This is a genomic window from Lysinibacillus sp. NPDC058147 (assembly GCF_042884205.1).
GTDB lineage: Bacteria > Bacillota > Bacilli > Bacillales_A > Planococcaceae > Lysinibacillus.
Window position 1 is genome coordinate 222,006 of record NZ_JBHVUJ010000002.1, and the last position, 26,198, is coordinate 248,203.

The 26,198-nt window shown below is 35.2% G+C and carries 22 protein-coding genes and 1 pseudogene; 16 read left to right on the forward strand and 7 right to left on the reverse strand.

Annotated elements, in window-relative coordinates; genetic code table 11:
* Position 1 precedes the first annotated feature (1 nt).
* From ACFVT8_RS06465 to ACFVT8_RS06480, 4 genes are read left to right on the forward strand one after another with little or no spacing between them, the layout of a single operon-like run.
* A complete protein-coding gene (locus tag ACFVT8_RS06465; RefSeq protein WP_387082768.1) occupies positions 2-292 on the forward strand; it encodes a thiamine-binding protein in 291 nt (96 codons plus the stop codon).
* Positions 292-1,053 (forward strand): ABC transporter permease, encoded by a 762-nt coding sequence (locus ACFVT8_RS06470; protein ID WP_387083372.1) that lies wholly within the window; start codon positions 292-294, stop codon positions 1,051-1,053. The genes ACFVT8_RS06465 and ACFVT8_RS06470 overlap by 1 nt, the downstream gene beginning before the upstream one ends.
* Complete coding sequence (locus ACFVT8_RS06475; protein WP_387082769.1) at positions 1,040-1,789, forward strand: ABC transporter ATP-binding protein; 750 nt, start codon at positions 1,040-1,042, stop codon at positions 1,787-1,789. The genes ACFVT8_RS06470 and ACFVT8_RS06475 overlap by 14 nt, the downstream gene beginning before the upstream one ends.
* Positions 1,779-2,528, forward strand: a complete 750-nt coding sequence (locus ACFVT8_RS06480) for a TatD family hydrolase (protein ID WP_387082770.1) — start codon at positions 1,779-1,781, stop codon at positions 2,526-2,528. Before ACFVT8_RS06475 ends, ACFVT8_RS06480 begins: the two co-directional genes overlap by 11 nt.
* Before the next feature lie 243 nt (positions 2,529-2,771).
* Here ACFVT8_RS06480 and ACFVT8_RS06485 read toward each other — a convergent pair whose 3' ends face one another.
* Positions 2,772-4,118: an aminotransferase-like domain-containing protein gene (locus ACFVT8_RS06485; RefSeq protein ID WP_387082771.1), complete on the reverse strand. Its 1,347-nt coding sequence runs from the start codon at positions 4,116-4,118 to the stop codon at positions 2,772-2,774.
* A gap of 113 nt (positions 4,119-4,231) precedes the next feature.
* Between ACFVT8_RS06485 and ACFVT8_RS06490 the strand changes: the two genes are divergently transcribed.
* The 4 genes from ACFVT8_RS06490 to ACFVT8_RS06505 all read left to right on the forward strand — a co-directional run bounded on the left by ACFVT8_RS06490 (position 4,232) and on the right by ACFVT8_RS06505 (position 7,149).
* A complete protein-coding gene (locus ACFVT8_RS06490) occupies positions 4,232-5,155 on the forward strand; it encodes a DMT family transporter (RefSeq protein WP_387082772.1) in 924 nt (307 codons plus the stop codon).
* A gap of 147 nt (positions 5,156-5,302) precedes the next feature.
* The gene (locus ACFVT8_RS06495) at positions 5,303-5,965 is read left to right on the forward strand and encodes an MBL fold metallo-hydrolase (RefSeq protein ID WP_387082773.1); all 663 of its coding nucleotides are present in this window, start codon (positions 5,303-5,305) and stop codon (positions 5,963-5,965) included.
* 172 nt (positions 5,966-6,137) lie between these two features.
* A complete protein-coding gene (locus tag ACFVT8_RS06500) occupies positions 6,138-6,713 on the forward strand; it encodes a TetR/AcrR family transcriptional regulator (protein WP_387082774.1) in 576 nt (191 codons plus the stop codon).
* A 13-nt stretch (positions 6,714-6,726) separates the two neighbouring features.
* The gene (locus ACFVT8_RS06505) at positions 6,727-7,149 is read left to right on the forward strand and encodes a DUF5360 family protein (protein ID WP_387082775.1); all 423 of its coding nucleotides are present in this window, start codon (positions 6,727-6,729) and stop codon (positions 7,147-7,149) included.
* Here the strand turns inward: ACFVT8_RS06505 and ACFVT8_RS06510 are convergent.
* The 5 genes from ACFVT8_RS06510 to ACFVT8_RS06530 form a co-directional block, all read right to left on the reverse strand.
* Positions 7,146-7,328 carry a hypothetical protein gene (locus ACFVT8_RS06510; RefSeq protein ID WP_387082776.1) on the reverse strand — a complete coding sequence of 61 codons (183 nt, stop codon included), beginning with the start codon at positions 7,326-7,328 and terminating at the stop codon, positions 7,146-7,148. The two genes, ACFVT8_RS06505 and ACFVT8_RS06510, sit on opposite strands and share 4 nt — an antisense overlap.
* A gap of 100 nt (positions 7,329-7,428) precedes the next feature.
* Positions 7,429-8,973 (reverse strand): solute symporter family protein, encoded by a 1,545-nt coding sequence (locus ACFVT8_RS06515; RefSeq protein WP_387083373.1) that lies wholly within the window; start codon positions 8,971-8,973, stop codon positions 7,429-7,431.
* Positions 8,974-8,981: 8 nt separating this feature from the next.
* Positions 8,982-9,320 carry a DUF485 domain-containing protein gene (locus tag ACFVT8_RS06520; protein WP_387082777.1) on the reverse strand — a complete coding sequence of 113 codons (339 nt, stop codon included), beginning with the start codon at positions 9,318-9,320 and terminating at the stop codon, positions 8,982-8,984.
* 488 nt (positions 9,321-9,808) lie between these two features.
* Positions 9,809-11,362 (reverse strand): solute symporter family protein, encoded by a 1,554-nt coding sequence (locus tag ACFVT8_RS06525; RefSeq protein ID WP_387082778.1) that lies wholly within the window; start codon positions 11,360-11,362, stop codon positions 9,809-9,811.
* The gene (locus ACFVT8_RS06530; protein WP_387082779.1) at positions 11,363-11,698 is read right to left on the reverse strand and encodes a DUF485 domain-containing protein; all 336 of its coding nucleotides are present in this window, start codon (positions 11,696-11,698) and stop codon (positions 11,363-11,365) included. It lies immediately after the preceding gene.
* Positions 11,699-12,289: 591 nt separating this feature from the next.
* Between ACFVT8_RS06530 and ACFVT8_RS06535 the strand changes: the two genes are divergently transcribed.
* From ACFVT8_RS06535 to ACFVT8_RS06560, 6 genes are all read left to right on the forward strand, one after another.
* Positions 12,290-12,877, forward strand: a complete 588-nt coding sequence (locus ACFVT8_RS06535; protein WP_387082780.1) for an SCO family protein — start codon at positions 12,290-12,292, stop codon at positions 12,875-12,877.
* 746 nt (positions 12,878-13,623) lie between these two features.
* The gene (locus tag ACFVT8_RS06540; protein ID WP_387082781.1) at positions 13,624-14,328 is read left to right on the forward strand and encodes an ABC transporter ATP-binding protein; all 705 of its coding nucleotides are present in this window, start codon (positions 13,624-13,626) and stop codon (positions 14,326-14,328) included.
* A gap of 2 nt (positions 14,329-14,330) precedes the next feature.
* Positions 14,331-16,655, forward strand: coding sequence for an ABC transporter permease (locus ACFVT8_RS06545; protein WP_387082782.1), 2,325 nt, complete (start codon positions 14,331-14,333; stop codon positions 16,653-16,655).
* Between the two features lie 411 nt (positions 16,656-17,066).
* Positions 17,067-18,026, forward strand: coding sequence for a 2-hydroxyacid dehydrogenase (locus ACFVT8_RS06550; protein WP_387082783.1), 960 nt, complete (start codon positions 17,067-17,069; stop codon positions 18,024-18,026).
* A 109-nt stretch (positions 18,027-18,135) separates the two neighbouring features.
* Positions 18,136-18,510: a cupin domain-containing protein gene (locus tag ACFVT8_RS06555; protein ID WP_387082784.1), complete on the forward strand. Its 375-nt coding sequence runs from the start codon at positions 18,136-18,138 to the stop codon at positions 18,508-18,510.
* Between the two features lie 449 nt (positions 18,511-18,959).
* Positions 18,960-20,213 carry an MFS transporter gene (locus tag ACFVT8_RS06560; RefSeq protein WP_387082785.1) on the forward strand — a complete coding sequence of 418 codons (1,254 nt, stop codon included), beginning with the start codon at positions 18,960-18,962 and terminating at the stop codon, positions 20,211-20,213.
* A 900-nt stretch (positions 20,214-21,113) separates the two neighbouring features.
* Here ACFVT8_RS06560 and ACFVT8_RS06565 read toward each other — a convergent pair.
* Entirely contained in the window at positions 21,114-22,727 is a 1,614-nt protein-coding gene (locus ACFVT8_RS06565) for a PucR family transcriptional regulator (protein ID WP_387082786.1), read from the reverse strand.
* Between the two features lie 344 nt (positions 22,728-23,071).
* Here ACFVT8_RS06565 and ACFVT8_RS06570 point away from each other — a divergent pair.
* Together ACFVT8_RS06570 and allC are read left to right on the forward strand one after the other, a co-directional pair.
* Positions 23,072-24,658 (forward strand): annotated as a pseudogene (locus tag ACFVT8_RS06570) (lactate permease LctP family transporter).
* Between the two features lie 299 nt (positions 24,659-24,957).
* Complete coding sequence (allC, locus tag ACFVT8_RS06575; protein WP_387082787.1) at positions 24,958-26,187, forward strand: allantoate deiminase; 1,230 nt, start codon at positions 24,958-24,960, stop codon at positions 26,185-26,187.
* The last annotated feature ends 11 nt before the right edge of the window (positions 26,188-26,198 follow it).

Genomic DNA, 26,198 nt, shown 5'->3' on the forward strand with positions numbered 1-26,198 from the left:
TATGGCAAACTCATTAATAAGTGTACAAATTATCCCGAAAACTGAAAAATATGAAGATGTGATCCCGTTTGTCGATGCAGCGATTGCTGTTATCGACGCATCAGGGGTGAAATATGAAGTTCATCCTTTAGAAACGACAATGGAGGGTGAGCTATCGACTTTGCTACAAATCATTGAAAAAATGAATGAGAAGATGATTGAGCTTGGCGCTATTAATGTCATTACACAAGTGAAAATTTTATATCAGCCATCCGGTATTACAATGGATACACTAACGGAGAAATACAAGTGATGAGGCAAGCTTTTAAACAAGGAAGGACGATAATTTTTATCGCCTTCCTCTTATTCATATGGGAACTAATTGTCCGCTTTGCAGACGTGCCACATTGGCTATTGCCCGCACCAAGTGCCATTTTGAAAGAAGGCTTTCAATCGTATGAGACGTTTGTGCCACATGTTTTAGCCACTGTGCAATTAGCACTTCTTGGTCTAGCCATCGGGATATTATGTGGGCTATTGGTTGCTGTGCTATTGCATCGTTTTACGTTTGTAAGGGAGCTATTTTATCCTATTCTTATCATGTCCCAAAATGTTCCTGTGCTCGTCCTAGCACCGTTATTAATCATTTGGTTTGGCTTTGGTTTATTGCCAAAGCTCATTATTATTTGTCTTGTGTGTTTTTTCCCCATCGTTGTTTCGGCAATGGATGGTTTCCGTCAAACTTCACCTGAGCTGAAGCATTATTTTGAGATGATAGGCGCAACGAAAGCACAAACATTTTGGAAGCTTGAATGGCCCTATGCGTACCCGGCAATTTTTTCAGGCATTAAAATTGCGGCAACTTATAGCGTAATGGGGGCTGTCATTGCTGAATGGCTCGGTGCGAAAAATGGGATTGGTGTCTATATGACATTGGCACAATCTTCATTTCGGACGGATCGTGTGTTTGTAGCGATTTTTGCCATCATTTTTTTAAGTTTACTATTATTTAGTGCTATTCAATTTTTGGAAAAACTTGTTGTAAAGGGGAGAGGACACTATGCTAAGCATTGAAAACATTGATAAATCCTTTGATTCTCTTCCGGTTATTCGTAATTTATCTTTTGAGGTGAAAGACGGCGAATTTGTGGCGATTATCGGTCCGTCAGGCAGTGGAAAAAGTACACTCTTTCAATTAATTGGTGGTGTTTCATCAATTGATAAGGGTGCTATTCTATTAAACGGTACTGATATCCAACAAAAAAGAGGAACAATCGGCTATATGCCTCAGCAGCCATGCTTATTACCATGGCGTACGATAGTTGAAAACGTCACGATGGTCGAGGAGCTTCATGGAAAACCAAATATGAACGTAGCCAAGGAATGGTTAGAGAAAGTGGGGCTCGCAGCGTTTGAAAAGGCGTATCCCAATGAGCTATCGGGTGGTATGCAACAGCGAGTATCGTTTATTCGTGCAATCGTTAGTAATAAGCCCATTTTATGCTTAGATGAGCCGTTTTCTGCACTGGATGAATTTACAAGGCTTGAAATGCAGGCGTGGCTTTTATCGATATGGGAGAAAGATCGAAAATCTATACTATTCGTTACACATAGTATCGAGGAAGCTCTCTTTTTAGCTGATCGTATCATTGTCCTCACGAAACGGCCAGCGACGATTAAAAAAGAAATTATCGTACCTTTTGCAAGGCCTCGACAAGAAGAAATTCGCCATTCCGCTACATTTACAGCCTTGAAACAACAGCTATTCACGTATTTAAAAGAAGAAAAGGATGAGGCGAATGTTGATTGATGCACATATTCATTTAGATCAGTATAAAGAAAATGATATACCAACTTTACTAGAGGAAGCTGAACATGTAATTGCAGTTAGCATGAATCTTCCATCGTGTGAGAAGACGCTGAAGCTGTCGAAGGCCTATGCAAAAGTAAAAGCAGCGTTTGGCTTTCATCCAGAACAGCCGTTACCTAGTAAAGTGGAGGAAGAGACTTTATTCGATTGGATACGACAACACGCTCATGAAATGGTAGCAATTGGCGAGGTAGGTTTGCCTTATTATTTGAGCCAGGAGAAGGAGATTGATGAGCGTCCGTATGTGGCATTGTTAGAACGGTTTATTGTTTTGGCAAAGGAATTAAATAAACCGATTGTGTTACATGCTGTCTATGAAGATGCGGCGATTGTTTGTGATTTGCTAGAAAAACATCATGTAACGAAAGCGCATTTCCATTGGTTTAAAGGCGATATGGAAGTGATTGGACGAATGATTTCTAATGGGTATTTCATTTCTGTAACGCCCGATTGTACGTATGAGACTGAGATTCAACAGCTGATCAAAAAATATCCAATCGAGCTGATGATGGTAGAAACAGATGGACCTTGGCCGTTTGAAGGTCCTTTTGATAATAAACGCACATCGCCTTGGATGATGGAGTACTCCATAGAGGTTATCGCTTCGTTAAAGGGGCTTACAACACAGGAAGCGGCTAGCATCATCACAAGAAATACGACAAAATTTTATAATTTATAACAAAAAACACAGCTGTTCTTAAGGAGCAGCTGTGTTTTTGTATCAGAATCGCTGATAAAACGTCGAACATCGCTGATAAAAGAGCTAGAATCGCTGATAAAAGTACAAACATCGCTGATAAAAGTACCAGAATCGCTGATAAAGCCTCAAACATCGCTGATGAAAATAACTTAATCACTAACTTTAAAATAGGAATGCAGGCCATGATATAGCTTTGCAAACCTTTTATCCAAGCCCTTCCCATCACTTAGAAAGAGATTGTGCCAATGCAACAAACTTTTTTATCCCTTCCCGTAGTTGTTTTTCATTTGCGTAAGAATAGCTTAAACGTATCCAGGATGAAAGCTGTTTTAATGGATCGCAAATTTGACCTGGCACAAAGGATATAGATTGTTCGATACTTTTGGTTAATAATAATTCAGTTGGAAGTGTATCTGGGAGTTGCACCCATAAATTAAGACCGCCTTTTGGACTGGTCCATTTCCAATCTGTTACTGCTAGCTCTTCCTCCATGATTTCCTTTCGAATCTGTAAAGCGATCCGGATTTTCTCCACGTGCTGCTGTAATCTTAGTGATGAAAAGTAATGGAGAAAAATTTTTTGATTGAGAAGTGGTGAGCCATTATCAGCTAACGATTTTACTGTTAGTAGTGAATTCATTAATGATGATCCAGCAGTATCATATGTGTAAATTGGTGGTGGTGGAGCATGATCAAAATATATGTCGTGATATGCATCGTCCTCAATTAATAGACATCGATATTGTTCAGCTAATTCTACTAATTTTTTGCGCTGCTCAACTGAAACAGTATAACCAGTTGGGTTATGGAAAGTTGGATTGAGATAAAAAAGGCGTGGTTTATATTGTTTCATATATAATTCAACCTGCTTTAAATCGTACCCGTCTGGATGGATATCAACTGTTAAAATCTGGGCTCCTTGTGTTCTAAAAATATCAATCGCAGCACTATAGCTTGGACGTTCAAATAAAACGACGTCTCTTGGCTTAATGAAAGTTTGAGCGATTAAGTGAATCGCTTGCTGTGAGCCAGAAGTGATTAACAGATTATCTGCATTGAGATGAGTTTTATACTGATTGATAAAATATTGAGTGAGTGTTTCCCGTAGCTCTAAATCACCTTGCACAGTTGAGTAGGTTGCAAGTACTTTTGGATAAAGGTCAAACACTTTCTTCACGTAATCTGAAAAATAATGATTAGGCAAAAGATTTGGATCAATTAACGCCTGAGAAAAATGATAGGAAACAGATGATTGATGGATTTCAGATAAATGATTTTTTTGTACGTATGCAGAAACAATTGGATTGTCCAGATCTAGATATTCAAGATTTTTCGTCACCTTTGATTGGACAAAATAGCCTGCTTTATCTTTTACATAAACTTTGTCATGCTGTTTCAGTAATTGATAAGCTTTTAATACAGTTAATCGATGAACATTCATTTCAGATGCTAATTGCCGGACGGAGGGAATCTTTTCATGTTCTTTCCATTCTTTACGTTCTATTCTGTGCAATACATAATCATATACTTTCTTAAAAAGATAATCTCCATTTTGAATCGCTTTGCTCACATCGATTCCTCCTATTCAAGACGATTGTAACACGATCCAATCTAATCTGTTCTATCTTTTTCAATCTGTTCTATAGTCTTTCTTTTATGATTGAAAAAGAGGAGGAGTTTTATATGGTTATTATTAATTATTTCTTTATGTGTTTGATTTTTGGAACGACATTTTTAGCGATTAAAATTGGTGTTGATGCAGGAGTGCCTCCATTTTTATCAGCTGGACTTCGTTTTTTCATTGCTGGTTTGCTGCTATTTAGTTTTATGGTTTGGAGAGAAAAAACGACAATACGGTTATTATTTCGGAAAGAGATGTTTTTTACAGGAGTAGGTTTAACATTTGGGACGTTCGCCACATTATACTGGGCAGAACAGTATGTGACATCAGGGATTGCAGCTGTCTTATCTGCTACAGGTCCAATGATAATCATTGTTATTCAGACATTTATATTGAAGCAAAAAGGAAATTGGAAATCATTCATTGGTTGTGTCGTCGGAGTCATTGGTGTGACGTTCTTGATCTTACCTAGTTTTTCAATTGAGATTAGTCACTTCTGGATGGTTGGTTGTTTCGCCATTATATTGGGTGAAGTTTTTTACGCATCTGGAACGATTTATTCGAAGCATGTCATCCGAAAATTTAAAACGACATCACCGATTGCTTTAAATGCAGCGCAAATGATGCATGGTGGAATTTTATTAATCATTTTGTCATTTTTTACCGAAAAAATGCAGCTTGATTATCTTTTAAGTACTGCTTCAATTGGCTCTCTTCTTTATTTAACTATTTTTGGTTCAATGATAGGCCATAGCATTTATTACTGGCTTGTTTCACGGACAAATCCTGTTTTTCCTTCTACATGGCTGTATATATCACCATTAATTGCCGTTATGCTAGGTGTTACCTTCTATCATGAATATATTTCTTGGCTAACAGGCGTAGGAACTTTGACGATTATTGTAGGAACTGTTTTAGTCAATTTCGAAACATTACGGAAGCTGCTTTGGAGGAAGGGGACTGTTCTTCAGGATATTAAAAATTAACCTGCTAGATTTTGTTCTGTTAAATTTAAATTTATGCCAGAAATGGAACGGATTTTTGAAGAACAGCAGGAACTTTTATGAAGTTCTTTTGTAACTAAACGCACTCTTTTACATCAATAAATTCTAATTATAAAGGAGCCTAAAGTTATGGGAATTTCTAAGGGAGTAGAGATGCTCCAGCTTGAATTTCACGGAAATATTATTCATCCAACTCTTTTATGGGATCGAGAAATGGCTGTTTTAATTGACACTGGGTTCGTTGGACAAATTGAAGATTTACGTGTGGCAATGGAAAAAGTAGGAGTGTCGTTTGACAAATTAAAAGTTATCATTTTGACGCATCAGGATATAGATCATATAGGTAGTCTTCCAGAAATATTACAAGAGTGTGGAAGTAATATTAAAGTTTATGCTCACGAACTAGATAAGCCTTATATCCAGGGAGATTTACCACTTTTGAAAGATGGGCACATAGAGAATCCGCCGAAGGGAAAAGTGAATGATACCTTGACTGATGGTCAAGAACTGTCGTATTGTGGCGGGATTTGTGTCATCCATACTCCGGGGCATACTCCTGGCCATATCAGTCTATATTTGAAACAAAGCAAAACACTGATTGCCGGAGATTCGATGTACAGTGTAGACGGAATAATTGGTGGAATTCATATCCCAACCGTACTTGATTTAAAAGAGGCTCGTCTCTCTTTGAAGAAATATCTAGACCTCGATATTGAATCTGTGGTTTGTTACCACGGGGGATTAACTAAGGGAAATATTAATGATCAGATACAAAAAGTAATTTCATATTAAAAATAAAAACTTTATTATACCCCCATCCAAAACAGGACGGGGGTATAATTTTGGAAGTATTTAACTTTTACTACGTTATCATAACATTGACATTATTTTCATTTGGTACTATCATTAAATGGAAAATAAGGAAAATGAAAATGTTTTTTTATTTTCCTGTAGGTAGGTGATTATGTTGAAGGATAGAATTTTAAAGGTATCAATAAGTGAAGCTGAACGAAAAGGATTCCGATTTACAATGGGGGAGCTAGCAAAACAGCTTGGTATGAGTACTAAAACATTGTATGGATATTATCCCTCAAAGGAAGAAATTCTAAATGAAATGATTGATCTCGCAATTGATGAACTGAAGATGAAAGAGGTAGAAATACTGCATGATTCAGCTTTAAGTCTTTTAGAAAAACTAAAGAAATGTCTTGTACTCGTTCCAGCTGATTTTAAATTTGCACAGCTGCAATATTTAGAGGAGCTTCAACGATATTACCCGAAGCAGTGGGAAACACTCGATCAATTTATTCAAGAACAATGGACAGGCATCTTTTCGTTAATAGATGAAGGGATTGCTACAAATCAAATACGTCCATTTAATAAAGAGATATTTATAGAAGTCTATGTTGGAGGGCTTTATCGATTGATGGAACATGCATCAAAAAACAGAAATATGATTTCGCTTCAAGATACAATGCTGGAAATGGTAGACATTCTGATGCTTGGGATTCTTAAAGAAAATATACATGAAGAAAATTAAATGGGGGCTGTAGATGAGTAAAACTTTAAGATACCTATTTTTAGTTACAGATTTCTTTTTTATATTCTATTGGCTAGCCACTTTTTTTAATTTGATTCCAGAAGAGTATTTATATCAGGATTATCAAAATGAATTATTAGTTATATGGAATTGGTCGTTTTTCCCGTTAGATATTTTAATTTCATTTACTGGTTTTATAAGTCTCTACCTTTTTAAAGTGAAAAATGAGAAGTGGAGAGCGTTTGCCTTATTATCATTGGCACTAACATTTTGCTCAGGACTACAGGCGATTGCTTTTTGGACAATAAAGCTTGATTTTGATCTTATGTGGTGGATACCTAATCTTTTTCTTTTACTTTATCCATTGTACTTTATTCCGAAGCTTATTACATTTAAACATCAAGATATCTCATTACAAGCAAAACACAACCACTAATCATCCTCTGTGTGGTTGTGTTTTCTATGTTTTGTAAAATTTTGTTCAAGGCTTTCTTTTTTAGTTTTCGTTACACGTTCATGTGTACTGAAAGGGGAGAATTGACGATTTTTTTCAACGTCTTTCCCTTTCGTACGCTTGATATGCGAGCGCTTCTTTTTTGCTTTTGATTGTGTCATGTTAAATTACCCCCAATAGTCATTTGTAAATATCGTACCGAATACGGAAGAAAAAGTAAAACCCCGTAAGTTATAAACTTACGAGGCGGTTGTCTTATTATTAGTGAGATACGTCCTGTACAGAAATACCTGTGTTTGCTTTAACATCCACTTCACGATATTTCTTAGCATCTGATTCCTTAGAAAGCAACGTTCCGATGAAACCTCCAAGGAAGCCAAGCGGTACAGAGATTATTGCTGGGTTCGTTAACGAAATTAACGGATCCCCAACGAAAATTGCTTTTCCTTCAACTGGATTCCAAAGGTTTGGTGAAACAGCAACAAGAATTAAGGCAGAGATTAAACCTGTTAACATAGCTGTAATAGCACCAGCTGTGTTAAAGCGTTTCCAATAGATTGTATAAATGATTACAGGTAAGTTAGCTGAACCTGCAATACAGAATGCAAGCGATACTAAGAACGCTACGTTTAATGTTTGTGCGCCAAGTGCTAAAAGGATTGAAATAACAGCGATTGTGATAGAACCAATACGAGCTGCAAGTACTTGCTCTTTCTCTGTTATTTTTCCTTTTTTAATGATTTGACCGTATATATCATGTGATAGGGCAGACGCGCCAGAAAGTACAAGACCAGCTACTACCGCTAAAATTGTTGCGAAAGCTACCGCACATACGAATGAGAATAAAATGTCCCCACCAAGTGCTTCCGCAAGAAGTGGAGCTGCCATGTTACCAGCAGCGTTTGCAGCAATGATTTCTTCTTTACCAACGAATTTAGCTGCACCGAAGCCTAAGAAGATTGTAAGAATGTAGAAAATACCTACAATCCAAGTAGCCCAAATTACTGAAGAACGAGCAGTTTTCGCATCTTTTACTGTAAAGAAGCGCATTAGGATATGTGGAAGACCAGCTGTACCTAATACTAATGCGATTAACATTGAAATAGTATCAACACCATTTTGATATTTAAGACCTGGATTCAAATAAGCTGCACCGCTATCAGTTGCAGTTTCCATTTCTTTGAACATCGTTGCAATACTAAAGCCGAATTCTTTTAATACTAGGAATGAAATAATAACTGTACCTAGCATTAAAAGACAAGCTTTAATAATTTGTACCCAAGATGTTGCAGTCATACCACCGAAAAGTACATAAGTCGTCATCATAAAGCCTACGATTAAAACGGCAACCCAATAATCGATTCCTAAAAGTAATTGAATAAGTGCTCCTGCACCAACTAGTTGTGCAATCATGTAGAATAAAACAATTGTAATAGTGCTTAAAGCTGCTGTACCACGAACTTTAGAGCTGTCAAAACGCGCTGTGATCATGTCAGCTAATGTAAATTTACCAAGATTACGTAGTGGCTCAGCAACGATATATAATACCACTAAGTAAGCTACTAAATATCCGATAGAGAAGAAGAATCCATCAAATCCAAATAATGCAACTGCTCCGGCAATCCCTAAGAAAGACGCTGCAGATAAGTAGTCACCAGCGATGGCTAGTCCATTTTGCCAGCCCGTTAATCCACCGCCTGCAGTATAGAAATCACTTGCAGAAGAAGTTCGTTTAGATGCCCACCATGTTATAACTAATGTTAAACCAACAATGGCTACGAAGAAGAATATGGCTGTAAAACTCATTCCGTTATTCATCGGCGGCCACCTCCGTTCTCGTATTCAGCGATAATCGCCTGTGCTTCTTTATCAAAACTATTCGCTTTTGCTACATATAAGTGACATAAGCTCCAAGTCATGATGAATAATCCTGCTGAATATATCCACACCCAAGTAATTTCCCCAATTGCCTTTTGGTGTAGTATTTTTGTGAACGAAGTAAGAATTGGTAGCAACATATAAGCTGCTAAGAAGATCGCAGTTATTGACCAAAGAAATGATTTCTTTCTTCGAACAAGCGCTTTAAATGATTCTTGATTTGCAATTGCATCATAGTCAATCACGACGCCCTTGTTCCCTTGATTGTTCCCCATTAACATTCCCCATTTTGTGTTTATTTTTACTGCTTAAAGACTTGATTTTGCTAGTTTAGTGAATTCACATCTTCATTTTATGAGAGAGTTCACAAAATTGCAATACATTTCAGAAAAATTATGAAAAAATAATTTTCAGAAAAATAGTCTTGAAAGAGAATATACATAACAAAGTCCAGAAATAAAAGGATTTTGGAAAATTCTGATAAATAAATGAAGTTAGGTCAATTCTAGATTTCCGAGCGGGAAATTAGGATAAAATTTCAAAAAGAAGATGGTTTTTTATAAAAAATAAACACTATTTACTCAGTGAAAATCAGTTTTTTTTGAAAGAGAATAGTATTGTTAGATAAGTAAATTGGTAAATTTTTTATAATAAAAAGTTAAAAAACCCGACAAAAAATCGAGTTTTTTAACTTGATATTTTTATTATGAAGGATAGGACGATTGATGTATCCTTTTGCAATTATTTGGATTGCAGAAAGCGATCAATGAGAGATGTCAGAAACGGATACACCAGTGTTTGCTTTCACGCGAATTTCCTTATAAATACGATCTGCTTCTTCCTGAGGTACTTTGCTAGAAGATAGAACAGTACCTAAATAACCTGCGATAAAGCCAAGTGGAATTGTGATGATCGCTGGAACAGCTAAAGGTACGATAGGGTTGCCAACAAAGATTGCCGCACCTTCAATAGGACTCCATACATTTGGCCCCATGGCACCTAAAACTAAACATGATACTAACCCAGTTACCATCGCTGTTATAGCACCTGTTGAATTGAATTTCTTCCAGTAAATTGTGTAAAGAATAACTGGTAGGTTTGCTGAAGCACCGATACAAAAAGCAAAGGACACTAAGAACGAAACATTTAAGTTTTGTGCAAATAATGCAAGGATAATCGAAACAATGGCAATAGAAATCGAACCAGTACGAGCTGCTACAACTTGTTGTTTTTCTGTTAATTTACCACCTTTAATGATTTCTCCATAAATATCATGGGAAATCGCAGAAGCTCCTGTTAAAACTAAGCCCGAAACAACAGCTAGAATAGTTGCGAATGCTACTGCACCGATAAATGCCATTAACACATCACCGCCCAAATAATTAGCAAGAAGTGGGGCTGCCGTGTTACCAGCTTTACTTTCAGCGAGAATTTGATCGATCCCTACAAAATTTAATGCGCCAAAGCCTAAGAAAATAGTTAATGAGAAGAAAATAGCTGTAATCCAAGTTGTCCATGAAATAGAAGAACGAGCAGTTTTGGCATCTTTAACAGTGAAGAAGCGCATTAAAATATGCGGTAATCCAGATGTACCTAAAACAAGGGCCATCATCATCGAAACTGAATCAATGGTACTTGTATATTTCATCCCAGGTACAAGGAATTTCTCGCCATGATCCACAGCGATCGTATCGAACATTTTCATAAGAGAGAAGTCGAATTTAATTAATACTAATGTAGCTAATACGCCTGTCCCAAATAAAAGAAGGCTCGCTTTAATAATTTGCACCCAAGAAGTAGCTGTCATGCCACCAAATAATACATAAGTAGTCATCATTACACCTACGATTAAAACCGCAATCCAATACTCAATACCAAATAATAGTTTAATAAGGGCACCTGCACCTACTAATTGTGCAATCATATAAAGGATTACGATGATAATTGTGCCTGAAGCAGCGACCCCGCGAATGCGTTTTTCATTAAAACGAGCAGTAAGCATATCTGCCAAAGTATAACGGCCTAAATTACGCATAGGCTCCGCAATTACATAAAGAAGAACTAAGTTAGCTACTACATAGCCTACAGAGAAGAAGAAACCATCAAAACCAGTTAACGCAATTGCCCCGGACACCCCAAGAAATGCAGCTGCAGATAAATAATCACCAGCGATCGCAAAGCCATTTTGCCAACCTTTTAGACCACCGCCAGCTGTATAGAAGTCAGCCGCAGAAGACGTACGCTTCGCTGCGATATAAGTTACTACGAGTGTTAAACTAACGATTGCTAAAAAGAAACCAACGGATACTAAGTTCATTTAATTTCCACCTTTCTCGTGATACTCTGCTAGCACTGCAGCAGCAGCTTTATCGAATGAAGAAGCTTTTTTCACATATACTGTACAAAGAACGATTGTCATAATGAATAATCCAGCTGAATAAACCCAAACACCTGTAATATTTCCGAAGAATTTTTGTTGTAGTACAGGTTGGAAAGCAAGGATTGGTAGTAAAATATAAAGTGTTAAAAAAATTGCTGTAATCGAGAAAAGGAAGGTATTTTTCTTTTTCACGAACTTGTTGAACGATTCCATAGCTTCAATTGCATTATAGTCAACTGATTCTATATTTTTGTTCTCAGAAATGTTTTCCATTATTATTCCCCCTAAAGTGTTATATTTCTGTTTCAAACGACATATTTCTTTTTCATCAGTCGTTATATTCACTTATTTTATGGGGATGATTCTTATAATGCAATACTAAATTTTGAGTTTTTGTAATTTTTAATCACTTTCATAATGTGGAAATAACATAGAAATATTAAGGATTTAATAGAAATAATCCGTATGAAAGAGAAAGGTATTATCTATTAGAATAATATTCCTTTAATAGTTTTCTTGATAATAATATTGATTGTAGGAGAGAATTCGAACGTAAAAGAGAATTTTGAGGAATTTATTATTGGGTCATCATACGATAGAGGAGTCAAAAAGGTAAAAAAAACTTTGTTATATAACAAATAAATGATGCCTTGGGAAATAACCAAAATAGTAAAAAACAGCTATAAATAATTTTTTAAAAAAGTGTGAATTGTCTGGAATATACAGGATATTAATATACCAAAATCATACAATATACATTGAATTGACATAAAAAAATGAAAGGATAAGCGCATATCTTGTATTCAGTAACTATTATTTATACAATAAACAACGATGGTAAATTGAAGGGAAGTGAGCAAATATATGAAGAAGAAAAGTGCAATGCTCGTTTTAATACTAACATTAAGTAGCATTCTAACTGCTTGCGGAAGTTATAAATTTGAACCAGAAATGAACATAGAAGTACGGGATTTTTCGGTTACAAATCAAAAAAATGAACAGGTTAGCCTTAAAGATTTTAAAGGCAAGCCATGGTTAGCGATGTTCGTCTTTACTAATTGTAATACCATTTGTCCACCAATGACGTATAATATGACAGAGGTGCAAAAGGCACTTCAGGATAAAGGCGTGAAGGACTATCAAATTGTAGCTTTTAGTGTTGATCCTCAGGTTGATAAGCCAGAAGTTTTAAAAAATTATATAAAACCGTATACAGTGGCCGATGAAAGCAAGTGGCAATTATTGACTGGCTATGATCAAAAGTTTATTGAACAGTTTGCAATGAAATCATTTAATTCAGTAGTAAGGAATGATCCAAACTCTGACCAAGTTGTACATATGGGACGGTATTACTTAGTTAATGCTGATGGCATTGTTGTAAAGGATTATAACGGTGCAACAAATGTGCCAGTTGAGACGATTGTGGCAGACATGAAGGCGTTAACTAAATAATAAAAAATAACTCAGAGGTTAGAATGCCTGCTGAGTTATTTTTTTGGATGCAAGAAAAATCGAACATTCAATTGTCAACATGCATAATATAGTCAAGGACACCGTAAGCATTTTGCTTAAGTGTCTTTTTTTATGCTTAAGTTCAATAAAAGAATTCAACGATACAGAATGAATACGGCGAAATTATTGAACAGAAATTTATATAGTCAAAGTTCAAATTGCTATGAAACCGTAGTGATCATAATTTAAATATTCAATTCTAATCCTCCAAACTTCATAACTTGTCATTCGATTTAATAATAATATTATTATGTAAACTAAAAATAGTTATTCGACTGGATGGAATTTCTTATATAAAGCTTCTTTATATAAGAAAGGGGACAAAATGTATTTTTTAACCAAACATGTATATATTTAATTTTATCAGCTTATATATTATTAGAAGGATTTAACTGCTTACGGCTGAATCTGAACAAAATTATTCCGATGCATATAGGCCATTAATAGCAAGAGAAACATCTTTAAACCGTTGGGAAGTGAAGGACCACCATGTATAGCGAGGTTGAAATTACAGCAAAACCCTTTTTAATTTAAACTTTAATATTTTGCCGTGTTGAACGGTTTCTTGATAAAACGTATCGTAAAGAATGAAGGCAAAAAAACAGTAACTCTAAAATATACGACTAAAGTTGTTTATTTTAGAGTTACTTGACGTTGAAAAAAGACTATATAAGGGGATGTAATAAATGAAAAAGCTGATCGAATTTAAAAACGTAACGAAAGAATACAAAATAGGAGAGATCCCAATTAAGGCTCTTAATGGTGTAGATTTTTCTATAAATGAGGGGGAATTCGTTGTTATTTTAGGGGCAAGTGGTGCCGGTAAAAGTACGATTTTGAATATTCTTGGTGGTATGGATACGGCTACCTCAGGTCAAGTTTTTGTTGGTAATCAAGAAATAACAAGATTGAACGATAAAAAGTTAACAGAATATCGTGGTGAGAAAATTGGCTTTGTCTTTCAATTCTATAACTTAATTCCGAATTTAAACGCTCTCGAAAATGTTGAATTTGCTACCGAAGTATGCAAAAACCATCTGGATGCTAAAGACATTTTACAAAAAGTCGGATTAACGAATCGTATTAAAAATTTCCCTTCCCAGCTTTCTGGAGGAGAACAGCAAAGAGTCGCTATAGCTAGGGCTATTGCAAAAAATCCCTTACTTTTGCTTTGTGATGAACCAACCGGAGCTTTAGATTATGTAACTGGCAAGTCGGTATTAAAGCTTCTACAAGATTTAAACAGAGAAACGAAGAAATGCGTTGTTTTAGTCACACATAATTCCGCTATTGCTCCAATGGCTGATAAAATTATTAAAGTTAAAAGTGGAATGATCGAAAGCGTAACGATAAATGAGGAAATACAAAGTGTTGAAGGGATTGAGTGGTAATCATGAAATTGTTTTTAAAATTATTGCGGGACATCAAACAGTCTATGGGGCAATTTATAGCCATAGTGTTAGTGATCGCAGTAGGTGCTTTTTTCTACGCGGGACTAGTAACTTATAGTAATAGCCTTAGTGCTTATACGAAGGATTACTTTCAAAAACATAATATAAGCGATTTAAATGTCTATTACAGTCAACTTTCCAAAAATGATGTAACACGTTTAAGTAAAATTGAAGGTATCAATAAAATGGAAGGACGTTATACTTTTGATGGTACACAAGCTTTTGAAGATTACAAAACATCATTGAAAATCCATTCAATCCCTGAAAACAATGAAATAAATACTCCAACTATAATTGAAGGTAATATCCCATCAAAAAAGGATGAGATTTTTTTAGATTCACATTACGCTAAAGAGCATCATTATCGTGTCGGTGACCAAATTCAAATAACTGCGAATGAAAGAAAGTTTAACTTTACAATTAGTGGCTTGGGTGAAAATGTTGAACATGCAAAAAAGAACGAAATTCAAGATCATAAAACATACGGAATAGCTTATATTGCTGAAGAGACATTACCTGAAATCTTAAGTGGCTTTTACTATAATGAAATCATCGTGGATGCTAAAGAAGGATACGATATTGAAACATTAGGAAAATCAATTGAAGCACAATCCAAGCAGCTTAGTTATTTAGATCAAGTAAGTAAGGAACGGACTCTCAATTATTCTAAAATCAATCAAACAATTTATAATAATAGCTTAATGAGTAAGGTGATACCTTTAGTACTTTTTTTGATTGAAGCGATAATTCTATTTCTCGTCATGTCGAGAACTATCGATTCTCAACGGAATCAAGTTGGTATTATGAAGGCTTTAGGTGTAAAAAACAGCAACATCATGCTGCACTATATGGGATACCCAGTGCTTGCAGGTATAGTAGGTTCAATCATTGGTTGTATCATGGCCGCTACGGTATTTATACCTTTAGTAACTAAGTCGTGTGCAAGAGCCTACTCTTTACCTGACATTCAATTCTCACTCCCTATATTTTCAATCATCCCACCGATTATTTTCTCCAGTGCTTTCGGGGTTCTGTCATGTTACTTAAGTGGCAGATCTATTTTAAAGGAACGTGCGGCTCAGGCTATGCGCCTTAAACCGCCAAAGAAGATGAAAAAACTTTTGATAGAAAGAGTTCCAGGTCTATGGAGTCATATTTCCTACAGTTATAAACTCATTTTGAGAAATATATTTTTAAATAAACAAAAGGCTTTAGCGAGTTCAATTGGTGTTATTGTTAGCACTGTTTTATTGATTACCGCTTTCGGTACCCAAGCATCCTTGCTAAAAGTAGCAGACCAAATTGAAGATGTTTATACCTATGATTTAAGAGTAGATTATACGAGGGGCACAAATTCTAATACTGTAAAACTACCTTCTGAAATTAAAAATAGTTATTTGTTATCCACTTTTCCTATTGAATTCATAAAAGATAATGAAAAAGAAAGCGCCACTTTAGTTGTTACTGAAAAAGAAAACAATCTCATTCATTTCTTTGACGAAAATGACGATAGGATATCAATAGAAAATAACGGTGTGCTTGTACCTAAATCTTACGCTGACAAATATCATATTTCTAAAGGAGATAGTATCAACATAAAGTTCACAGCACCAGAGCTTAAAAATACATCAGTAGAGATGAAGGTATTAAATATATCTACACAGTATTCGAATCCATCATTTTATATTACACCAGAGTATTTAAAAAACTTTGATATAGACTACAATCCTACCTCACTTTTAGTTCAAGCAAGTAACTCTACAGATGTAATGAGCGCTCGTAACTTTTTTGAACAAGATCGCCGTGTAGAAACAATTGCAGATAAGAGTGATTTAAAAAAATCAGCTCAATATATTGTAAAGCAAAACAGTTTTGTATTTATCATGTTTATCACAAGTGCCATCATTCTTTCCTTTGGCGCCATCTATACGATATCTTCTATCAACATATATGAAAGGAATCGTGAGCTTGCAACACTTAAAGTGTTAGGTTATCAAAAAAATAAAATAAATAGACTAATATTTTTGGAAAACATCATCCTAACGACATTTGCGGTCATTGTAGCTTTACCGATCAGTGGCTATGTCTATAAAATTATAGTTAAGGCACTATCAAGCACCCATCAACAAATCCCAGATAAATTAAATCTTTTAATCATACTAGTCTCTATTATTGTCGCGTTTTTACTGACAATAGTTTCTAACTTACTCCTTAGAAGAAAAGTTACGAAAATTAATATGATTGAATCGCTAAAAAGTGTGGAGTAGAATTTTTGTGATTAGGGGCTAAAATGGGGCCTAAAACAATGAGCATCGATTGACTAATAGATATAGTTAAAGAACAATGTGTGGTTAAATATACGATTAAATTGTAACGAATCAGTCCGATAATCTTCGGGCTGATTTTTTTATTTCGCACGAAATCTTTTGTCAAAAGTAAGTAATATTGATTGTATTTTTGTTAAAAGTGAACAATGTTATTTAATAACTCGTATCCTACAATCAGATTAAGAAAAGATAAAAAAAATAAAGAAAAAAAGGGGTGTCCACCAATGTAAATGTTACATTTTTTGTTCGAAGTATACAAAACAAAAAAACAGAGTGATTCTCTCTTTTCTAACTAGGGCCACTAGTTAATCAACAGACGTATTTGAAGAATAATAGGAAGGAATTGATTGTATGTTAGTAAAACTAATAGAACCATTAAATGTTCCGGATTCGATCATTGAAAAATTAGCGGAGCCAATCAAACAAGGCGGTCATGAGTTTGTTTATTACAACGAGAAAACTACTGATTGGGCAGAATTAGCAAGTCGTAGTGAAGGTGCAGATATTATTATGATTGCAAATAATCCTTATCCTACAGAAGTAATTGATCAAAATGACAAATTAAAATTAATCAATGTCGCCTTTACAGGTGTTGATCATGTAGGTATCACTCAAGCTAAAAATCAAGATATTATGGTATGTAATGCAGCTGGATATGCGAATCAAGCAGTTGCGGAATTAACAATTGGTTTAGTATTAGATCTGTATCGTCACATTACTCAGGGAGATAGAGAAATTCGTGCTGATAATTTCCCAGGTGCATTCCAAGGTAGTGAAATTAAAGGGAAAACAGTTGGATTGATTGGTACAGGTAAAATTGGTTTAATGACGGCTCGATTGTTTAAAGCATTTGGTGCAAACTTAATTGCTTCAGACCAATCCAGCAGAAATCCAGAAGCTAAAGATTTAGGTATCGAGTATATGGAATTAGATGATTTATTAGCACAATCTGATATTGTGTCATTACATATACCGTTGCTACCAAGTACTAAAGGATTAATTTCTAAAGAAAAATTAGAATTAATGAAGGAATCAGCTATTCTAATCAACTGCGCACGAGGACCGATTGTTGATAATGATGCATTGGCGAATGCATTAAATGAAGGGCAAATTGCAGGGGCTGGTATTGACGTATTTGATATGGAACCGCCTATTCCTGGAGACTATAAACTATTGCAAGCCAAAAATGCGATTTTAACACCTCATGTAGGGTTCCTTACTGATGAAGCTATGGAATTGCGAGCTAGAATTGCATTCGATAACACGATGGCATTTTTAGAAGGTAAACCTCAAAATATTATGAAAAGATAATTCTTTGCTATTTTTCTAGCAAATCCGAGAAGTTTTTATTCGTTGTCTAATACACGCTAAATCATTTGAGTATGGTGAAGTTTGAAATTTGAAACAAGGAGAAAATACAATGCCATTAAAAAAAATAGCAAGAAATGATTTGAAAAACCGTATTTTCCATTGGCCAGATATTCAAGAGTTCAGAGAAGAAGAAGCGACAAAACATATTTTCTATGAAACACCTAATACTGTAGGAGCTGTTTGGTGTATGCGACCAGGACAAAACTTGCCCATTCACTCGCACAAGCAAGCGGATGATATTTGGATTGTTATTGAAGGAACAGCAGATTTTTATCCAGAATGTGGTGAAATGGTCCAAATTAAAGCAGGTGATGTTGTTGTTGCGCGTCCGGGTGAAAAGCACGGTATGACTAATACTTCTGATAAAGATTTTGTAATGTTAGGGATTGCGGGTCCAACACCAATTGGTTTTATTCCGCATTAATAGTATAGAGTTAACTATCGCGTCTGTTGATTAACTAGTTTTCATCGTAAAAAAGAGAGATTAACACGATTTCACGGGAATAAGTGGATCTTACAATGAGGCTGTCCAAAAAGTCAGATTTACATCTGATTGTTTGGCAGCCTTTTTATTATATGTCCAACAAAATTTACTAGGGAAGCGGATTGAGGAAATAAAAAAATTCCTCAATCCGTTTTTTATTAGTCTTTTTAGACAGTCCCTCGAAGTTCAAGAGTAAAACAAAGAGAGGATTCGTACGTTTTGACAAAATTATAACTATTTTAAAAATTCCCTTTTGTCTAAAATGTGCAAAGTTATTTTTATTTTTGTTCAAAGTGAACAATGTTATTTAGTAGCTCGTAACCTACAATTAAGTTAGTAATAACATAAGTAACAACATAAGTAAATACAAAAAAATGGGAGTGTCAACCATGGAACAAACAGTTAAACATGACCCGAAGTATTACAAAAAAATCATTTTTGCATTGTGTTTAGGTTGGGTAGCTATTTGGATTTATCGTACAATACTTACACCAATATATCCACAAATTCAAGAATCGCTTGGTAATATTAGCGATACTCAAGTAGGACTTATTGCCTCTATTTATTTCTTTGCCTATACTGGTATGCAAATTCCATCAGGAATACTCGTTGATAAATTTGGACAAAAACGAGTATTAATCCCTGCGTTTATCATTTTTGCATTAGCAGCATTCGTCATTGGATCAAGCACGACAATCACTCAAGTTTATGTAGGCGCCTTAATGGCAGGTCTTTCGACTGGTTCATACTATGGTGCGGCTTTCTCTTTATCAGCTAAACATATGCCAAAAGATAAGAAAAGCTTTTCTAATGCGATCATCAACAGTGGTTCGGCATTAGGGATGGTTATTGGTCTAGTAGGCTCATCAGTATTAGTAGGTGGCCTTGAAATCCAATGGAATTACATGCTTTATATTATAGCAGTCTTAATAGTAGCAGTAACATTTGTGTTTGCGTTATTTGTTAAACAAGACAAAAGAACAGCTACAAATGAAACATCTGAAGATAAGGAAACAACACAAGCCACAGTATCTCAAGGCGTAGAATTATTCTCGCTAAAAAAATTAGTTATTTATTTCGTCTATTTTGCAACATGTTATGGTTATTACATGATTGTGACATGGTTACCATCATTCCTTGTCGCAGAAAAAGGATTCGAACAAGGTTCAGTAGGATATGTAGCTGCTTTAGTTGCAGTCACAGCAGTACCTGGTGCATTGATATTTTCTAAGTATATTGACAAAAATGCACATATGCGTCAGAAATTAATTATCTTCTTGTTAATTGGTGCAGCCGTAACAATTAGTTTAACCGTATTTGCACCTAACCCTTCTGTCCTTTATGCAGCATTAGTTTTATACGGTTTATTAGGTAAACTTGCCATTGATCCAGTTTTAATCACATATGTAACGGATTCAGTACCTTCCAACAGCATGGCCAAAGCACTAGGTATCTTTAACTTCTTTGGAATGACTTCATCAGTTATTGCGCCAACTCTTACAGGTTATATTGGTGATATCACTGGTTCGAAAGTATTAGCATTCTATATTGCAGCAATACTTCTTACAGCAGCAGCGATTTTATTCTTCCTTGCCGTGATGGTGAAAGAGAAGAAAACAATCAATCCCCTAACTAATGAATAAAGTAAAACTACCTATCAGTGGAGGTTATACATCTCCTGCTGATAGGTAGTTTTAAATTCCCTGTCTAAAGGTAGCGAAATTTAGCGAGGTTTTACAAGCTAATGCTTTAAATTTATATAAAACATGAATTGTACAATCCCATGAAGTTCGAGTTTCATTATAACAACAGAATTAAGCAGTAGTAACAAGGAACAAATTCTTGTCACTACTGCCTTTTCGATTTAGTGTGTATAACGTATTTTATACATTATTGGTTTGGCGGTGTTTTACGGTTGGATCACCAACCGCAGCATGAATTCATTTTTCTTATCAAGCTAACTAAGCAGTGTAGTTGAAGAACAATCTCCTTTTGAAATTGGAACTTTCACCCAATGATTAACGTTAAACTTTTAAATTTTCTACTGCTATTAATAGCTTTGTGAAATAGAAAGGAGACTTTTATGAAATCCAATCTTTTATGTGGGTATTTTTTCTTCCTTTATTCTTTTTTTTCAGTTTAATGCTATATATTGAGGTGTCAGTTTATTCAGCTTTGCCTCCAGAACTAGGTGGAAGGGGTTTTTGGGTAGAATTTATGAATGTTTGGTATCGTTCAATTTGGTTTTATGCAATAGTTTTATTAATTTCCTTTTTGCTTTATTTGAAGTTTCTACATAAAGGAAAATAAAGAATTAATGAACTATTAATGTTGAACTCCCACGAAATAACCTATTCATCTTTCATTTTCTGTGGTAAAGTACTGATTTTGTACTTAACGAATGGCTAACATGAGCTTAAGAGGAGCTACTACATTTTGCATGATCATAAAATTGAGGTAGGGAAGCAAGTGTTCCGGTAAAATAGGCAAAAAGAATCCCGCTAAAAAGCATTCATAACAGCTTTTTAGCGGGATTTTTTAGTTTAAAAATTTATTTTCTCTGACGCAAATAATGCTAATCGTAGATCCAATGAAATATCAGGCGATTCGATAGACTGACCTAAAATTTCTTCACATTTTTTAATACGATATTTTACCGTATTCCGATGAATAAATATATCTTCAGAAGTCTTTGTCAGATCACAATGATTCGCCAAATAGATTTTCAATGTATGCTTTAGTTCTTTTTCCTTCGTTGTTTTCGGATAGGCTAATGAGCCTAGTGTGTACGTGATAAACGGTTTTAATTTATTGGCTGGAATGAGTTGTAACAATTCTTCTACACTTTTAGATTTATAGAGTTCTATAAATTCAACTTTACTACTTTCAGACTTATGATCAAAAGCTTCATTCGCTTCAAAATAAGAGAGTGGTAACTGTGAGAATTCAGTAACTTCATTACCAATACCGAATGACAGTGTGCTATTAAAAAGTTTTTGATACTCTTTTTGGATATATTTACAGTAATCTAAATAATATTGATGTTTAGTTTGTAATAGTATCGTAAACCGATGATTACCTGGAGACCTATAAACACTGATAGAAGGATCAATGTCAGTCAACTTATGTGTTAGCCATTCAAAAGTCATTTGATAGCGCTCATTCAAATAGATATTATTTTCCACATCCCTTTCTTGATCAATCGCACAAACGATTACTTGATAGAAATTGGATGGTTGAATAAGGTGCTTTTTTAAAAACTCGGGGTGCTGTTTGACTGAAATAAGATTATCAGGATGTTCAGACATCAATGTTTCGAAAAAGCGGTTTACATCTTGTTGTTCCGCTTCTTTGATTTTACTATTTTTATAAATGGCGAGACTAAGTGTATTTACGGCTTGTTCTATGGCAAGCAGACTAAATGGATAAGTGAGCGTATTAACATTTGAAACCATCAAATAATACGGAAAATATTTAAATGCTGGAACTTCAAATATAATATGTTCTTCTTGGAAAGATGCTTTATTATTAGGTGAAATTTGCTTGGAATTAACACATCTTTTGAAGTAACTAAGATTTTTCTGAATTTGCTCTGAGTGTTCTTGGAAGTGATGGCTCATCGATTTAATTTGATGAAAAGGATTTAAGAGCATCACAGGGACTCTAAGGAGTCTGCTCATTCGTTCAATCATCATTTCCAAGCTCAAACCTCTCATAAGCATTGTATTTAATTCTTGTTGGATATCTAATGCAAAGTATAACTTTTCAGTTTCTTCATCCAAGATATAGGATGATATATGATGCGTAATGGATCCAAGATTCCAACTATCAGGGATTCTGATAATGGGGAATTTTAACTTGTTTGCATATTCTATTACTTCATCGTCAATTTCTTCTAAAAAGCGCGATAATTTAACGCCTATGCCAGAAACTTGTATATCATTTAATTCTCGAATGAGATCCTTTAATCCGGATTGGTCGTGTTGATAACACATACCCGTAGTGACGATAAATGAATGAGGTGCTGTGAAATTTTTAATATCAGGCGTTTCCGTAATATCGACCATTTCTACTTCTCTTTCTAAATCTCCCTTATCATTTAATAATGTTAAATCAGAAAATTGTTGGACAGACATGATTTCTTTTAATGTTGTCATAAGAATCATCTCCTTTATATTTGTTAGAAAAAGCCAAAAAATGAATTAAATATGTGAGATGCTACAAGAATAAGCTATCACTCTGATTGTATACTATTTTTGAAGGTTATTATACGTATAATCCTTTATTTCGAAATAGTAAAGGAGAATCATATGCTTGAACTAGGTCAAAATATTCTATGTAATGCTTTGTTTTTGAAAAGCGGGTTACAACAAGGATAGCATGCTAAAGTAGCTCGAACAAAGAAATTCACCTTTACTCAACTAGACCATGTTAGAAATAACTACGTTAGAAAGAAGTGACAACGAAGTGGGATCAATAATACAATCCACTTGGAAACGAAATAGCGAGTGGCATCATAGCCTTTCTTACTATACTCCTATTTTCTACTTAGTTTAACAATCTTTAAATTAAAAGGGGTATATGCAGCAGCATTAACTTTAGGTGTTACCATTATCATTACAGTCGGAGTTTTCGATATGCCGATAACTAAAGCATTTGGAGCAATTATTCTCGGAACAGGTAAAGCGTTGTGACCCATCGGTTATACCGTCATTATGGCTGTTTGGTTGTACAAAATTCTGTGCAAGCCGGAAAATTTGAGATCGTACGTGGTAGTATAGCGAATATTACCGAGGATCAAAGACTACAATTATTGCTCATTGGTTTTTGTTTTAATGCTTTCTTGGAAGGAGCGGCCGGATTAGGTGTTCCAATCGCTATTTGTGCAGCCTTACTTGTGACGCTTGGTTTTCATCCGATTAAAGCGGCCGGACTTTGTCTAATCGCCAATGCCTCTACGGGCGCATTTGGTACAGTTGGAATTCCAGTCATTACTGGTGCAGAAGTAGGTGGGTTGGAAACGTTAGAACTGTCAAGAATGACAGGCTATCTTTTACCTTTGATTTCATTTCTCGTTCCTTTTCTCCTCATCTTTATTTTAGATGGTATCAAAGGAATAAAAGAGATATTCCCAGCTATTTTGGTCGTCAGTAGTGTTTATTCAGGGCTTCATTTACTGACAATTACGATGATCGGGCCAAAGCTTGCGAATATTATTCTTTCTTTAGTTAGTATGGTGGTTTAAGCCTTATTCTTAAGGAAATGGCAACCAAAAACGATTTACCATGAACCTGGGGTAGAACTAACAGGAAATTTAAAAAGCTATTCTATGAAAGAGATTTTGGTAGCTTGGTCACCATTTTATATCCTCACTGGTGTTATAGCCGTTTGGAGCTTGCCTGGATTTAAACAATTATTTGTAGATGGTGGTGCACTTGATTTTACGACTGTCGCATTGAAAATTCCCGGATTACATGATCAAATCATGCATATACCACACCGATCGTAACAGAAGCCAATTCTATACCAGCTATCTTAAATATTAACTTTGTTTCGGCTACGGGACCGGCGATTTTATTGGCTATCATTTTAACAAGTGTCCTGTTTCCTGCGTTAAACATCAAACAATCCGTTCATTTATTAGGTGACACAATTAAAGAACTATGGTTACCGATTTTTACAATCGTACTTGTAATGGCTTTTGCTAATCTTTCGGACTTTTCTGGGCTAAGCTTCTCTAGGACTGGCGCTTGCCAAAACGGGTGAATTTTTCCCATTTGTTAGTCCAGTATTAGGATGGATTGGTGTTTTTCTCACGGGATCTGTTGTGAATAATAACGCATTATTTGGTAGCTTGCAGGTAGTTACCGGGACGCAGATTGGGATCCCACCATCATTGCTAATGGCAGCTAATACTGCTGGGGGAAGCGTAGCAAAATTGATTTCACCACAATCTATCGCGATTGCAGCAGCAGCCGTTAATCAAACCGGGAATGAGTCAAAAATCTTTCAATATACAATACGATACAGCTTAGGCTTCCTCTTACTTGTATGTATCATGACACTTGGGCTATCGTTTATCCTCTAATCATTTTAATAATGACTATATACCACATGGTAAATCTAAGTTTTTACATAGATTTACTATGTGGTTTTGTTTTTTATTAAGGATCAATTCGATTATTTACTCCGCTCATATGCCTTCTTAGTACCCTTACATAATTCGACTGCTAGATTTCTTTTTTACTCCGGGTACCTGCTCCTTATCAATAATTATTTTGTCTAAAGTGCATAAAACGACCATCCATTATTGTTCGTTGTGTCAATGAATGGTTGTGATTATGGACCTATAATAAAAGTGTACTAGAAGGAAGGAGTGAAAGAGTAATGGATATTCAATCAACTTTTCAATCTTTAGATAAGAAATTCACAAGTTTTGGTGGTTTAGAACAAGGTGGGATTACACGCCTATTATATTCTCAAGAATGGAATGAAGCCGTTCGTGAACTGGAAAAAACATTCAAAGATGAAGGCTTAGAAGCAAGTTTCGACGATATAGGTAACTTAACTGGGCGTCTTGTTGGAAGTAAATATCCGGAAGAAACCATTTTAACAGGATCACATATCGACACAGTAGTTGAAGGTGGTCATCTAGATGGACAATTCGGTATCTTAGCTGCACTAGCGGCTGTGAAATATTTAAAAGCTAAACATGGCCAACCACTACGCTCATTAGAAGTATTATCGCTTGCGGAAGAAGAAGGTAGTCGATTCCCTTACACATTCTGGGGTAGCAAAAACTTCTTTAACTTAGCTAAAAAATCGGATGTTGACACAATTGAAGATGCTGAGGGTATTAAGTTTGAAGACGCGATGCGTAAATCAGGCTTCGATTATCGTAAAACGACTGACGTTCGTAATGACATCAAAGCATTTGTTGAAATTCATATTGAACAAGGTAAAGTGTTAGAGACAGAAAACAAAACAATCGGTGTTGTTAATGGCATCGTTGGTCAAAAACGCTTCACGATCAACTTAAAAGGTGAAGCAAACCACGCTGGTACTACGCCAATGTCATTACGTCGCGATACAGTTGTTGCCTATAGTGAAATTGTCTCAGATTTAACAAAACGTGCTAGAGAAATTGGGGAACCACTTGTATTAACGTTCGGTCATGTCACACTTGTACCAAACACAGTAAATGTAGTTCCTGGTGAAATTACGTTCTCAGTAGACTGTCGTCATATTGATCAGCAAATATTAAATGATTTTGCAGCAGAAATCGAAGACAAAATTAAATTAGTCGCTGAAGCAAATAACATGACTTACGACATTAATTTATGGATGGATGAGGCACCAACATTGATGGACAAAAAAATCGTTCAAATCATTGAACAAGCAGCAAAGAACAATGTAGGGGATCAATATAAAGTGATGCCATCTGGTGCAGGACATGACTCACAAATCTTTGCTCAATATGTTCCAACGGCGATGATGTTTGTACCTTCTATTGGTGGAATTAGTCACAACATTAGTGAAGAGACGAAGATAGAAGACCTTGTTAAAGGTATTGAAGTATTAAGCGATGTACTTTATGAACTAGCATATAAAGAATAAAAATAATGAAA